The organism is Niallia tiangongensis, assembly GCF_044704065.1.
In the GTDB taxonomy this organism is placed as follows: domain Bacteria; phylum Bacillota; class Bacilli; order Bacillales; family Cytobacillaceae; genus Niallia; species Niallia tiangongensis.
This window is the reverse complement of sequence record NZ_CP162613.1, coordinates 409,956-423,654: the sequence shown is the minus strand read 5'-3', so window position 1 is coordinate 423,654 and position 13,699 is coordinate 409,956. Positions and strand designations below refer to the sequence as shown.

At 35.9% G+C, this 13,699-nt stretch carries 11 protein-coding genes and 2 riboswitches; of the genes, 5 read left to right on the top strand and 6 right to left on the bottom strand.

The annotated features are described in order from the left end of the window. Nucleotide 1: 1 nt before the first annotated feature. The 5 genes from AB3U99_RS02135 to AB3U99_RS02115 all read right to left on the bottom strand — a co-directional run bounded on the left by AB3U99_RS02135 (nucleotide 2) and on the right by AB3U99_RS02115 (nucleotide 5,717). Entirely contained in the window at nucleotides 2–1,036 is a 1,035-nt protein-coding gene (locus AB3U99_RS02135; RefSeq protein WP_400247932.1) for a FecCD family ABC transporter permease, read from the bottom strand. After that, a complete protein-coding gene (locus tag AB3U99_RS02130) occupies nucleotides 1,023–1,982 on the bottom strand; it encodes an ABC transporter substrate-binding protein (RefSeq protein WP_400245157.1) in 960 nt (319 codons plus the stop codon). The genes AB3U99_RS02135 and AB3U99_RS02130 overlap by 14 nt, the downstream gene beginning before the upstream one ends. 129 nt (nucleotides 1,983–2,111) lie before the next feature. Then, a riboswitch (cobalamin riboswitch) is annotated at nucleotides 2,112–2,310 on the bottom strand. A gap of 84 nt (nucleotides 2,311–2,394) precedes the next feature. Then, nucleotides 2,395–3,129 (bottom strand): DNA/RNA nuclease SfsA, encoded by a 735-nt coding sequence (sfsA, locus tag AB3U99_RS02125; protein WP_400245155.1) that lies wholly within the window; start codon nucleotides 3,127–3,129, stop codon nucleotides 2,395–2,397. Nucleotides 3,130–3,141: 12 nt separating this feature from the next. Further along, nucleotides 3,142–3,918: a hypothetical protein gene (locus AB3U99_RS02120; protein WP_400245154.1), complete on the bottom strand. Its 777-nt coding sequence runs from the start codon at nucleotides 3,916–3,918 to the stop codon at nucleotides 3,142–3,144. Between the two features lie 464 nt (nucleotides 3,919–4,382). Continuing rightward, nucleotides 4,383–5,717, bottom strand: a complete 1,335-nt coding sequence (locus AB3U99_RS02115) for a 5'-deoxyadenosine deaminase (RefSeq protein ID WP_400245152.1) — start codon at nucleotides 5,715–5,717, stop codon at nucleotides 4,383–4,385. 62 nt (nucleotides 5,718–5,779) lie between these two features. Continuing rightward, a riboswitch (purine riboswitch) is annotated at nucleotides 5,780–5,878 on the bottom strand. A 233-nt stretch (nucleotides 5,879–6,111) separates the two neighbouring features. On the opposite strand from AB3U99_RS02115, the gene mgtE reads away from it, so the two are divergent. The 5 genes from mgtE (at nucleotide 6,112) to AB3U99_RS02090 (ending at nucleotide 12,552) form a co-directional block, all read left to right on the top strand. After that, on the top strand, nucleotides 6,112–7,470 hold the full coding sequence (gene mgtE, locus AB3U99_RS02110) for a magnesium transporter (RefSeq protein WP_400245151.1): 1,359 nt from the start codon (nucleotides 6,112–6,114) through the stop codon (nucleotides 7,468–7,470). A 645-nt stretch (nucleotides 7,471–8,115) separates the two neighbouring features. Further along, nucleotides 8,116–9,285, top strand: coding sequence for an FtsW/RodA/SpoVE family cell cycle protein (locus AB3U99_RS02105; RefSeq protein WP_400245150.1), 1,170 nt, complete (start codon nucleotides 8,116–8,118; stop codon nucleotides 9,283–9,285). Nucleotides 9,286–9,565: 280 nt separating this feature from the next. Next, entirely contained in the window at nucleotides 9,566–10,018 is a 453-nt protein-coding gene (locus AB3U99_RS02100) for a Dps family protein (protein ID WP_400245149.1), read from the top strand. 189 nt (nucleotides 10,019–10,207) lie between these two features. After that, entirely contained in the window at nucleotides 10,208–10,867 is a 660-nt protein-coding gene (locus tag AB3U99_RS02095; protein WP_400245148.1) for a potassium channel family protein, read from the top strand. 179 nt (nucleotides 10,868–11,046) lie between these two features. Further along, nucleotides 11,047–12,552, top strand: a complete 1,506-nt coding sequence (locus tag AB3U99_RS02090) for a mechanosensitive ion channel (RefSeq protein WP_400245147.1) — start codon at nucleotides 11,047–11,049, stop codon at nucleotides 12,550–12,552. A gap of 213 nt (nucleotides 12,553–12,765) precedes the next feature. Here AB3U99_RS02090 and AB3U99_RS02085 read toward each other — a convergent pair whose 3' ends face one another. Further along, complete coding sequence (locus AB3U99_RS02085; RefSeq protein WP_400245146.1) at nucleotides 12,766–13,551, bottom strand: divergent polysaccharide deacetylase family protein; 786 nt, start codon at nucleotides 13,549–13,551, stop codon at nucleotides 12,766–12,768. Nucleotides 13,552–13,699: the final 148 nt, after the last annotated feature.

The following is a 13,699-nucleotide window of genomic DNA, read 5'->3' as shown; positions in this document are numbered from 1 at the left end:
ATTATAAACTCCTCTTCCTTCTTCTCAGTAATAATCCCGCAAACACTGGAGCACCTACTAAAGCTGTAATGACCCCTATCGGTAGTTCCGTCGGAGAAATAATTGTTCTAGCTAATAAGTCAGCCAAAATCATAAAGCCACTGCCTGCAAAAAGGGATACCCCCATTAAATGCCGGTGATCAGGCCCCACAATGATTCGAACAAAGTGCGGAATCACAAGACCAACAAATCCAATTGTCCCAGATACCGCAACAGCTGCACCTGTTAACATAGAGCCAGCCAGCAAAATAATCATTTTTCTTCTTTGTACATGAATGCCTAAATGCTGTGCTCTTTCTTCGCCAAATGCTAAAGCATTTAATTCCTTTCCTTGCGAAAGAAGAAGACCGGAGCCAACTACAAAGAAAGGGAGAATAATTTTTATATATTCCCATCCTCTCATGGAGACACTTCCAAGCAACCAGCCAATAATTTGGCGAAGCTCATTTCCTGTTAATGCGATCATGAGAGAAATAAATGCGCTTAAAAAAGAACCAATAATAATTCCTGTTAAAATAATCGTTTCCACTCGCATCGCTGGATCCATTTTTTTCGCAAAAAAGACTACAAATAAAATCGTAAAGAAGGAAAATAAGACACTCATAAATGGCAAAGTCAGTGCGCCAAGAAACGGAATGCTAAATTGGAAAAACAATGTAATAACAGCTCCAACAGATGCACCAGATGAAACCCCAAGTGTATAAGGATCTGCCAATGGATTTCTCAATAGCCCTTGGAAAGCAGCTCCCGAAATGGATAGGCTCGCACCGACTAATCCTGCCAACAGCACTCTAGGGAGACGAATATTTTGGACTATATTGATATGCATTGGATCGACATTAGTTAATATGCTTTCTGGACCAACATAACTTGCTAGTATTTTTACCACAGATAAAATAGGAACAGAGATAGTTCCAACGGATATTCCAATCACAATCGCAAAAAGGAGAAAAAAAGCGGCATAAACATAAGCCGCTTTTTTTTTATTTAAAAACATCAGGATACACCGCTTCTGCAACAGCTTCTACTCCTTCAACTAAACGAGGACCAGAACGAGTTACCATGTCAGAATCAACATCTACTATATGCTTTTCTTTTACTGCTTTTATCTCTTCCCAACCTTTTCTCGAACTAATTTGATCGATCGGGCTTGTTTCTGAGTAAGCACCATAAGTAGTAATAATAACATCTGGGTTTGCTGCAATCACTGCCTCTTGATCTACTTGAACCCAGCCTTCTTCCGAAATAATATTTTTCGCATTAATGGTATCTAACATTTCTTGCATAAATGTATTTTTACCAGTCGTAAATATACTTGGTTCTCCGCTTACTTCTATATAAACAGATTTTTGGTCACTATCAGAAATCGCTGCTGCTTTATCCTTGATGGCAGCTAACTTCTCTTTCATATCAGCAACAAGCTTATCTGCTTCTGTTTCTGTACCCGTAGCTTGTCCAATCATTTCCATGCTTTTATAGACGTCCTCAAAAGAAGCTGCATCATTCACGACTACAACTTCAATACCAGCATCGCGAATTTGCTGCAGTCCTTCTGTAGAATTATGGGCACTAGATGCATGTGCTAACACTACATCTGGATTTAGAGCGATTATTTTCTCTACATTAAATTCCATCCCGCCAACCTTCTCTTTTTCGGCGGCTTCTTTCGGATAGTTATCATAATCACTAACCCCAACTAGCTCCTCTCCTAGCCCTAGCGCAAATACAATTTCCGTATTACTAGGCATTAAAGAGACAATTTTTTCCGGTTTTTTCTCAATTACTACATCTTGATCCAGTGCATCCTTAATCGTTACTGGAAAGGCTGCCTCTTGTTGTGTCGATTGCTCTTTGTTATTGCTTTCCGTCTTCGTTTCTCCACATCCAGCGAGCACACCAACAACGAGCAGCATTGCTAAAAATAAGGAATAAAACTTTTTCATTATCCTTCACCTTCCTAAAATAAATATGTGAAAAATAAAAAACATCTCTATTACCGTCCATAGAGATGTTGGGATGACTTTAAAAATATTTTCAAAGCGCGCTCCACACCTCCCTATCCTCGTAGGCTTATTAGGTGTATAGAAAATGGCAGGTCTCCTGACTCATGATTGTCGCAGCATAGAACCTTCCCATACATGGAAGTACAGTGGCACTTCTCTATGTGCAATCATTTACAGTGGCGGGACCGTGTTGGATTTTCACCAACTTCCCTTTTAAGAGTCTTCTTGAAAAAAGAGAAAGTCTTTCGACATTCCTCATCAGCCTTTTACAAAAAGTCTCACCATCGTCTATCTATTTCATTTTTCGTCCTTTTTGATTATACATTCAACAGAAGCAGAAATAAATGTCCTTTTATTGAATTTTTAAAAATGGATCTACTGGTATAGCATTACCCCATTCGATTCCTTGCTCAGTTAAAACACAAGTATAGCTTAGTAATTGCACCCCTGCTTTTGCTGCTTCCTCTAAGTTTTTTGCAAAGACTGGGTCAATTTCAGCTGCACTTGTTACTATTTCAACATCTCCTCTTTGCACAACAAATAAAATGGCTGTTTGAAATGTTCCTACCTTAGCAATAGCAGTTAATTCTTGCACATGCTTAGAGCCTCTTTTCGTGATGGCATCAGGAAACATCCCTATTCCTTTTTTGGCTAATGTAACGCTTTTCACTTCAAGAAGCAGCTGATTTTTTTCCTCATCCTCTAATAAAAAATCCCATCTGGAGTTACCATACGTATATTCCGATTTTACCCATCGATAAAGAGCAAGCTCATCAATGATTGCTTTTTTCAGCATTAATTCAACTAGCTTATTAGGATAGGTTGTATTGATAGACACAAGAAGACCATTTGTTTCGACATAAACAGCCGTCCATTTCGTTTTTCGATTAGGATTTGCACTGGGGAGAACATAAATAGTTACCCCCTCTATTAAAAGCTCAATTAGTCTTCCCGGATCGGCCAAATGCACCTTTTCAACTTGCTTTGTCTCTTCATTAAAACAATCCAATATAAACCGATTCGGCCGCTCCACAAATGTCATTTTCTTTAATTCCGCTGGAAAACCCACACATACTTTTTTACTCATATCCGTCACCAATTAAACCTTTGTTAATTGCCACTCTCTTAATTTTTTATCAAAAATAAGCATCGCATCCGTTTTTTGTTTGCTGTTCTTCTCATATTCTTCGTACATATCATCCATATTATCAAAATCGCCTAAAATCCAAATGGGAATTTCTATTTTCAATCGGGTTTGATTGGCCTTTTCAATAGATAAAACCATTCCTTCACTCATATAGTGTTTTAGCTCCATTACTATTTTCTTAGGAAGTGGAGGATATAGCCTCTTCTTTTTAAGTCCAAGCAGTGCCTTCTCTAATTTAAGTTCTGTCACTTTATTTGCAATAATATCCCCAAATAATTGATAAAAAGAGTCCATGTTTTTATAATAGATTTTATTAAACCAGCCATCATCATGCGCCAAATAAGCATATTGGTTATTCAACTGCTGAAAAAATGGCTTTCTAAGCGGCTCCAGCTTATGTCCCAAATAAAGAAGCTCGGCAATCGTTTGACCTTCTAAAATATCTAATATCTCTATCTCATCAAAATCGACCCATACAAAATCTCCATATCCGTAAACATCTTCCATTGATAACTGTGCTAATTTATTGTTTGGAACATATTCGAACTGTGTATGTATATGAAATTCTCCATCTTCAAACTGATGCTTTAACAACAAAACAGAGGAAAGAGTCTCCGCCAAAATTCTATAGAACTCTCTAAACTCTATACCGTAAGAAAGAACAAAGCGTTCTTTCTCGTTTAAATGGATATAAACCACATCTCGAATATCATTATTACCTTTTTTCATCAAGTAAACCTCCAAACATTATTAGCTTGTAAACGGATAGCTTTAGCTTACTACTGAAATTGCTTTTACTCCATTTTATTTATCTGATTACAAGAAATTTTTCCCTTGTTCTATATTATTAGACTTTAATGAACAGTCCACTTATACATACTTTCCATCATACATCTAGTTGTGCTTATTGTAACCATTTTAGTTTAACAAAAATTAGGCAAAATAGCTTACATAATCTTCAATTTAGAAAAAAGGAATAGAGTGAAACTTCCATCAGTGGGGGTTCCTTCCTTCCACTCCCACTGATGGTTAGTTGAACAATCGGACCTTTACGGACAGTCGATCTCATCTAAAATAGGAAATCCGGCTAAAATTTTTCATTTATCAACCAACCCACTCATTCCAAACAAAAAAATACCGTGCTTTAGGCAAATGGTTCATACCACTCCCTAAAGCACAGTAAATCGCTATCACTAACTTATATTTGTTTTGCTCAACAGCCTCTTTATACTTTTATCCGCTTCATTTAATACAATAGGTTTATCCACCGTTTTCATTATTTTATTTTCCATCACTATTTTACCGTCCACTATGGTTGTTTCTACATCTGCTCTTGTTGCGGAATAGACTATTCTCGAAATGGGGTCCACATCATAGGAAGGGAATGTATGAAAATTATGCAGATTTAAAATAGCCAAATCTGCTCTCTTGCCAATTTCCAGACTGCCAATTTCTTTTTCCAAACCAACCGCTTTTGCTCCACCGATAGTCGCCATTCTAAAGACTGTTTTTGCATCCATTGCAGTTGGACCGTGAATGGGCTTTTGAATAAGTGCAGCCAATCTCATTTCATTAAACATATCTAAATTATTATTACATGGAGCACCGTCCGCTCCTAAGCTAACAGAAGCATGATTACAAAGGAGATGGTGTGTATCGGCTATTCCTGATGCGAGCTTTAGATTAGAGCCTGGACAATGGCTAACATGAACCCCTTTATCTTGAATAATTCTTTTCTCTTCTTCATCTAACCAAATACAATGCGCCAAGATCAAACGGTCATTTGCTAAGCCAAGATGATCTAGGTACACAACGTTCCTCATCCCCGTTTCTTCTTGTACAATCTGAATTTCTCCCTTGTTTTCTGAGGCATGGGTGTGTACCTTCACCCTATATTGGTCGGAAAGAATCTTTACCTCCTTCAATAACTCCTCTGTACACGAGACTACAAAGCGTGGCGAAAACGCATACTGAATTCTTCCATCATCAAACCCATTCCATTTCTCCAACAAGTCAACACTTTGCTGAATAGACTCTGCTGTGTTTTCCTGTAATGCCAAAGGAACTTCATCGCCTTTATCCATCATCACTTTCCCGGAAACAGCTCGTATTCCACTTTCCGCAATAGCACGAAAAGCATGCTCTGTATGATGGACAGTTTCCATATCCACAATCGTAGTTGTTCCACTTTCCAGCAGCTCTCCTATGCCAAGCATGGCTGAATAATATATAGACTCTTCATCATGTGCAGCCTCGAGTGGCCAAATTCTTTTTCTAAGCCAATCCATCAGTTCTAAATCATCTCCCTTCCCCCGAAACAATGTTTGACATAAATGAATATGGGTTTGAATAAACCCAGGGATTACCGTTCTGTTTGTCGCATCGATAATTTTGTCCACATGATTTATTGGAAGATTTCCCCCAATTACTTTAATAACATTCTCTTCTATATAAATATCTCCTATAATAATTTCTTCTGCTTGATTCATCGTAACTATTTGCGCATTTTTGATTAAGATATTTCCCATTCCAATCCCCCCGTGCTTGTTTAAATTTCGGAATAAACACAAAAAAACTACGAAAAATATGCTAGTTAAGCATATTTTTTCGTAGCAAGAAATTTACGGTTTCCAGTAGAGACCCTTAACCCAATTATTAAGGATATACGAAAAAAAGTCGCAATATTGGCAGCTGCCTGCGGTCATTCATGTTATATTCTTATTTTAATTCAGAATCTAATCTTTTCAAGTCAATTGTCAGAATATTTAACACTGTTTTTTTTTGCAAGTTTTATTAAATATTTTCTCAAAATCTCCTTTTTTGCAAAGAATTATCCATTTCATTCTTTCGTTAATTTACATATAATAAAACAGGGTATATGTCGAATAATTGCCTAAAACCTCGGAAGGGAGAGTGAGAAGTATGATACACCAAATGACAGAAAATCAAATCACACTTCACATCATTCAGACACTAAAAGACAATAAAAAATCTGAATTTGAATCCATCGTTGATGAGCTACAACCATATGATATAGCTCAAATTTATGAGAGTCTCCCTGAAAAGCATAGGGCTCGTTTTTTGCTTTTTCTAAAAGTCGACTTATTAGCCCATCTTTTAGAAGAACTAGATAAAGAAGAACAACTTGAGGTCCTAAACACATTAGGAATGGACAAGACCGGGAAAGTCCTAGATTTAATGGATAATGATGACCTAGCTTCCCTTTTAAATGAACTTGCACCAGATAGAATTGACGAACTTCTTTCTGAAATGAAAAAAGAAGAGTCTATCATTGTACAAAACTTAATGAACTACCCAGACGAAACTGCTGGACGTCTCATGACGAACCGTTTTGTTTGGATACGTGATTATTACACTACTCGCGAAGCAGTTGATAAGCTAAAGTCTTTTGCAGATTTCGCAGAAACATTAAGCTATCTATACGTAATTAATCAAAATAGAAAATTAGTTGGTGTTGTTTCCTATCGTGACCTTTTGATTGCTGAACCACAGGATAAAATTCGTGACATTATGTATGAACGGGTCATTAGTGTTACAGTGGATCAAGACCAAGAGGAAGTAGCACAAACCATCCAGAAATACGATTTTTTGGCTATTCCGGTTGTAAATCATGAAAATATATTGATGGGGATCGTTACCATCGATGATATGATTGACGTCGTTTTCCAAGAAGCAAATGAAGATATCGAAAAACTTTCTGCCTCTGGGAAATCGATTGATTTTGATACAAAAGCATCGGTCGCTGCCTATCGAAGACTCCCCTGGCTAATCTTACTTTTATTTATCGGCGTCGTATCTGGAAGCATTATAAGCAATTATGAAGATGTTCTAACTAAAGTTGTGGCTTTATCCTTTTTCATGCCAATGATTTCCGGGATGACTGGTAATACAGGAACGCAATCATTAGCAGTTGTTGTACGTGGACTTATTTCTAATACGATTAATAAAACAGTTGTAACGAAGCTGATATTTAGGGAACTATTAGTTGGCTTGATTATTGGGATTACATGTGGGGTTATTATTACGATCATCGCCTATGTTTGGCAAAGCGATCTCATGCTTGGCTTAGTTGTTGGCCTTTCATTAATTTGTACACTTATAATTGGAACATTATCTGGTACTATTATTCCAATCATTCTTTATAAGTTAAATATTGACCCAGCAGTTGCATCTGGGCCGTTAATCACTACCCTTAATGATATCTTTTCGTTATTTATTTACTTCGGAATCGCGCAAATTTTTCTGACTCATTTAATGTGAAAGAAGAGGCTGTCTAATAAGGACAGTCTCTTTTTGCGTTTGGTAATTTATTTTATGCTTGGCGCATATATTGGGGTTGGATTATATACTTGGTTTTTGGATCATATCCATCCGGATTTGGATCATATAACTGGTTTTTGGATCATATCCATCCGGATTTGGACCATATATCTGGTTTTTGGATCATATCCATCCTGAGTTGGACCATATATTTGGTTTTTGGATCATATCCATCCTGAGTTGGACCATATACTTGGTTTTTGGATCATATCCATCCTGAGTTGGACCATATATTTGGTTTTTGGATCATATCCATCCTGAGTTGGACCATATACTTGGTTTTTGGATCATATCCATCCTGAGTTGGACCATATATTTGGTTTTTGGATCATATCCATCCTGAGTTGGACCATATACTTGATTTTTGGATCATATCCATCCGGATTTGGACCATATATTTGGTTTTTGGATCATATCCATCCGGCTTTGGATCATATCGATTCTACCTTTGACCATATGCCTGTGTTTTGAATCAAATTTAGAACTAACCAATATTTTTACAGGGATTATAAAAAATAAGGAAACAAATTCTCCTTCTTTTCCGTCTATATAAATGTAAGAAATTTGAACTAGGGGTTTGCTAGAATGAGAACAAAAAAAGGATTTTCCGAAAGATTCGATTGGACACTATGTCTCTTACTTATGTTATTTTGCTTAGTAAGCTGCATAGCTATTTACAGTGCACAGGGGCCAAAAGATTCTTACTTGCAATCACAAATTATGTGGTATGTCATCGGCTCCATTACCATCGCCATTATTATGTATTTTGATAACGAACAGATTCAACAAATAACTTGGCTTCTTTACGGAGTAGGAGCCATATTACTAATTGGTCTATTACTTGCGCCGGTAACAGATTTTACTCCTAAAAGGGGTGGAGCGCAAAGCTGGTATGTCATTCCTCACATTGGTAGTATCCAACCATCTGAATATATGAAGGTTTTTTATATTTTAGCGATTGCCAAAGTTATAACTAATCACCATAAGAAAACAATCTATAAGTCACTCTTAACTGACTTTATTTTAATGTGTAAACTTGGAGTTGTGGCTGGAATTCCGATTGGCTTAGTCATTGCACAGGATTTTGGTACAACACTCGTGTTAATGGCAATCTTAATTGGCATGATGTTAGTATCAGAAATTTCATGGAAAATACTTATTCCTTTATATGGAACAGCGGCAGCCTTTGGATCTATTGTTTTATACTTAGCTATCTTTGGACGAGAACTGTTAGAAAAATATTTAGGGGTCGATCCATATCAGTTCGATCGCATTAACTCTTGGCTTGATCCCCATAATGCGGGCGATTCAGGATTCCAGCTAGTTAAGTCCTTAATGGCGATAGGCTCAGGACTTATTAGTGGAAAAGGAGTAGGAAACGAAGAAGTATATATCCCAGAAAGGCATACAGATTTTATTTTCACCATAATAGGGGAAGAATACGGTTTTATTGGTGGGAGTATTGTTATCATTCTTTATTTTTTCTTAATCTATCACCTTGTAAGAACCGCATTAAAAACAGCTGATCCCTACAGTATTTATATTACTGTTGGAGTGATTAGCATGATAACCTTCCATGTATTTGAAAACATTGGGATGACAATACAGTTGTTACCAATAACAGGCATACCCCTTCCATTTATTAGTTATGGAGGTAGTGCATTAATGACAAATATGATGGCAATGGGACTTATGTTTAGCATTCGCTATCACCATAAATCCTATATGTTTTCTTCCAGCTCTCTTTCCTTTTAATCGTAATTATCAATTAGACTCAGTCATATGCTGAGTCTTTTTAAATTTGTCCATTTAATGAATTCTTTCTTCCTATTGTTTCCTTTCCTGTGAAATTGGGGTATATATTTTAATAGGACAACAAAAAATAAAAAGTAAATTCTTCCCCTCTAACCTATCGAGATGACTATTGTTTTTCAATTGTAATAAAAATTAAATTATAATAATTATAAATAAGTATTGATTTTAAATTAAAACTTGTTATAATTAATATATAAACAGTCGAAGGGAGTTTGTTAACATGGGATTACAAACAAAAGTAGAATTACAAAAAGAACTAAACGTACAAATTGCTAACTGGAGCGTTTTATACACAAAACTTCATCAACACCACTGGTATGTAAAAGGGCCATTTTTCTTCACACTACATGAAAAATTTGAAGAGTTATATGACGAGGCTTCTGAAGCAGTGGATGAAATCGCAGAACGCCTGCTTGCTATTGGCGGAAAACCTGTTTCTACATTAAAAGAATTCATTGAAACATCAACATTACAAGAAAGCACAGAGAAATTAACTGCAAACGAAATGGTAAAATCTTTAGTAGAGGATTACAGTCATATTAATACACAATTAAAAGAACTAGCAGCGCATGCAGATGAATTAGAAGATGTTATTACAAATGATTTAGCAGTCGATCTAATTGGTAAAATCGAGAAACATTTATGGATGCTAACTGCGTATCTATCTGAATAAACTTCATTTTAGAATGGATAAAACCACTTTTTCTTCTCCTATCGAAAAAGTGGTTTTTATTTTGGATAAAAACCTTTCCCCTTCCTAACTATTTTCCCTGTCCAAAAAAGAAAAATTATTTTCTTTCTTTTCTATAAAAAAGTATAATGATGGCAAAAGTATGTATTTTTCATCCCTAGGAGGATAAGTATGAAAAAACAATTTGTAGTGATAGGACTAGGAAGCTTTGGTGGCAGTTTAGTAGAAGAGTTCCATAAAATGGGAGCAGAAGTATTAGCAATTGATCAATCTTTGGAGAAAGTGGAAAAATACCGAGCATTCGCTACACTCTGTGTGCAAATGACGAATATTACCGAAGCATCACTCACACAAATCGGTATACGAAACTTTGATCATGCTTTTGTTTCGTTTGGAGACGATGTAGAGTCTAGCACCCTTACTACTATGCTTTTAAAAGAAATGGGGCTTAGCCAAGTTTGGGTAAAAGCAGCCGATGTATATCATAAACGTGTTTTAGAGAAAATCGGTGCTGACCGTGTGATTCATCCAGAACAGGATATGGCAAAAAGAATTGCCCATCATGTTATTTCCGACAGTATGATTGATTATATTCAGCTTTCAAAAGAACATGGAATTGTCGAAATGGTAGCTTCAGCTAAAATACATAACAAATCCATTTTAGACCTAGACGTACGTGCAAAATACGGCTGTACGATTATCGGCATCCAGCGAGCAGGAGAAACAATCGTCTCTCCATCTGCAAATGAAATAATCCTTCAAGGAGACATTCTAATCATGGTAGGCAGTAATGATTGCCTATATGATTTTGAAGAAAAGGCATTAAGATAAGCTAATAATAAGAAAAAAAGTAACTTACAAAAAAATTAATAAGTTAAATGAGAAGGTTTTTCATGAATACCTTCTCTTTTTTTCAATTAACTTCAATCTACGAGCTCCATTATGTACAACGTTTAATCCTTCACTCGCTGGGTATTAGTAGTATAAATGAAAAACAAGGAGTGAAGGAAATGAATTATTACTGGAACTGGAATTCTTTTTGGGACAAGCTACCCGATTTTATTTTAGCTGTGGTTGTTTTAATCGTAGGGTGGATTATTGCTAAAATTATCGAAAAAGCCCTATATAAAGGACTGCAGAAAACAAATCTGGATGATAAAATTTTCCCGGAAGGAAAACCACGAAAATATTCATCTGAAAAAATAATAAGCAAAATTGTTTTTTACTTATTATTAGTTTTCGTCTTTTCCCTATTCTTTAATATATTGAATTTAACGGCTATTACTTCTCCTTTAGTGAATATGCTTTCCTCTATCCTTGGAGCTATTCCTAATATTTTAAAAGCCGCATTGATTCTTGTTATAGCATGGATCATCGCATCTGGATTAAAATTCCTTATCAAAAAAACCGGATCTACCTTAAAGGTTCATGAGAAACTGCAAAAATGGAATCTTACAGAAAAAAATAACCCACAAAATATTATGGATAAAGTCGCAAATATCGTTTTCTACTTAGTGCTGTTGTTATTCCTACCTGCTGTATTAGATGCACTAAATTTATACGGTGTTTCCGAACCATTTGCCAATATGCTTCAAAACATGCTTGCCTTTTTACCAAAGCTTTTAGCAGCTACACTAATCGTCTTAGTCGGTTGGTTTGTTGCAAAGATTGTTCGTACCATTCTAACAAACTTCTTACAAACAATTGGTACAGATTCTTTAGCTAATCGATTAGGCATAAACAAGCTTCTAGATAATGTACGTTTATCTTCTGTTATTGGCAACATTGTCTTTATTTTCATTCTCATCCCAACTGTTATATCAGCGCTTGAGAAATTAGATATTCAAGGAATCTCCCAGCCGGCTATTAACATGTTAAATGATATGCTAGCAATGATTCCAAATATCGCTATTGCCATTATCCTCATCTTAATAGGTATTTGGATAGGTAAATGGGTAAAACAAATGGTTGTTACCTTATTAGTAAAGCTTAGTCTAGATACTTATGTACGAAAAATGGGAATTAGCCCTAACACTAGTATTTCAAATATTATTGGTTCTATCGTACAAATCCTGATCGTTTTCTTATTAGCTGTACAGGCCTTAAATTTAGTAGGACTAGAATTTTTAGTAACCTTATCAACTGCTGTTATTGCTTATTTACCCATGGTTCTCGCTGCAATTGTAATTATTGGCGTAGGCTTATGGTTAGGCTATCTTGTTCAGCAATTGTTAAGCAATATTTTACAGGGCGCTCACTTCAAGCTTTTACCGGTTATCGCAAAATATGCGATTATCACCATTACTGTTTTTATGGCGCTTGACCAATTAGGAGTAGCATCTTCTATTGTGAATTCCGCCTTTATTCTAACCTTAGGTGGACTTTGCTTAGCATTTGGATTAGCATTTGGTCTCGGAGGCAAAGACTTTGCCAAAAAACGACTAGATACACTAGATACAAAAATCGATCAAACATCTATCCAAAAACCAAATGATGATAATCCTCTAAATAATTAATAAATAGAAAAGGAGACAGACTAGAAAAAATGGTCTGTCTCCTTTTCTATAAGGCATAAAAACATTTTGTCATATTTTTCAATAACAGCTATTGTTATGAAACCCATTTCATAGTTTAATCTAATTAAGAGAGCACAGACCAGCGTCATGTACCCTTTTCGGTATAGCGTGATGGTTTTGCTCTTTTTCCCGAGATTTTTTCTAAAGCTTATATCATGGTAAATCAGTATCCAGCAGCTCATAGCCTTCTATTAGTGTAGATAGTGGTACAATATCTGCATCTCTTTGATAAACGGGAATATATTGTTTTAGAACACTTACTACAGAAGGCCCCGAAACTCCTACATGGCCAATTGCGATAAATTCCTGCTCTGTATCCAGTTTTTTGGCTAACCTACTGGCTTGTTTAGCAATATGCTGATTTGTGTAAATATGGTCAAAAAAGAGATCATTTTCTAAATAAGGTACATTGAGTTCCTCTGCTAGTTCCTTTATAACACTTTTATTTGTCGTCTTACTGTCTAAATAGTAAAGATGATGCTTATGACACTCCTCTAGGATAATTCTCATCACCCTTTTATCTTCCGTTGCCTTTGAACCCATATGATGATTCATTCCAACTGCATAAGGAATACTTTCAATGGCACCTTTAACTCGTTTTCTAATTTCCTCATTTGATAGATCTGTTGTAATTGCACCCGGTCCAAGCCAGCTCTTTTTTCCCTTTTTCGGTTCTAGCGGCAGATGAACGATTACTTCATGTCCTTTTTTATGTGCACGAATAGCGTCTTCTTTACTTGTAGAGAGAAAAGGCATAATTGCAACCGTAATAGGAACAGGTAAGTTGAGCATCTCATCTGTTCCTTTCATATTATTACCAAAATCATCAATAACGATTGCAAGCTCTTTTCTCACTTGAGTCTTAGCCGAATCCACCTCCTGTGCGGAAATCCCTAACGGAAATGAAAGAAAACAGAAGAAGCATATTATTTTTTTCATTTTATGACCCACCTTGTTTTCCGTTAGTATTTTCCGTATAGCCAGGTTGCATACAAGAATATAGAGAAATTGTTTATTAGGCTGTTTTCACATAAAGTTAAATGCGGATATTAACATCTCTTTAGAAGATAAAAAAACAGTTCGCTAC

Coding starts and splice junctions, on each gene's coding strand:
- AB3U99_RS02135 (WP_400247932.1), bottom strand. CDS start 1,036: ATGTTTTTAAATAAAAAAAAAGCGGCTTATGTTTATGCCGCTTTTTTT.
- AB3U99_RS02105 (WP_400245150.1), top strand. CDS start 8,116: ATGAGAACAAAAAAAGGATTTTCCGAAAGATTCGATTGGACACTATGT.
- AB3U99_RS02130 (WP_400245157.1), bottom strand. CDS start 1,982: ATGAAAAAGTTTTATTCCTTATTTTTAGCAATGCTGCTCGTTGTTGGT.
- AB3U99_RS02115 (WP_400245152.1), bottom strand. CDS start 5,717: ATGGGAAATATCTTAATCAAAAATGCGCAAATAGTTACGATGAATCAA.
- AB3U99_RS02095 (WP_400245148.1), top strand. CDS start 10,208: ATGAAAAAACAATTTGTAGTGATAGGACTAGGAAGCTTTGGTGGCAGT.
- AB3U99_RS02100 (WP_400245149.1), top strand. CDS start 9,566: ATGGGATTACAAACAAAAGTAGAATTACAAAAAGAACTAAACGTACAA.
- AB3U99_RS02085 (WP_400245146.1), bottom strand. CDS start 13,551: ATGAAAAAAATAATATGCTTCTTCTGTTTTCTTTCATTTCCGTTAGGG.
- sfsA (WP_400245155.1), bottom strand. CDS start 3,129: ATGAGTAAAAAAGTATGTGTGGGTTTTCCAGCGGAATTAAAGAAAATG.
- AB3U99_RS02090 (WP_400245147.1), top strand. CDS start 11,047: ATGAATTATTACTGGAACTGGAATTCTTTTTGGGACAAGCTACCCGAT.
- AB3U99_RS02120 (WP_400245154.1), bottom strand. CDS start 3,918: ATGAAAAAAGGTAATAATGATATTCGAGATGTGGTTTATATCCATTTA.
- mgtE (WP_400245151.1), top strand. CDS start 6,112: ATGATACACCAAATGACAGAAAATCAAATCACACTTCACATCATTCAG.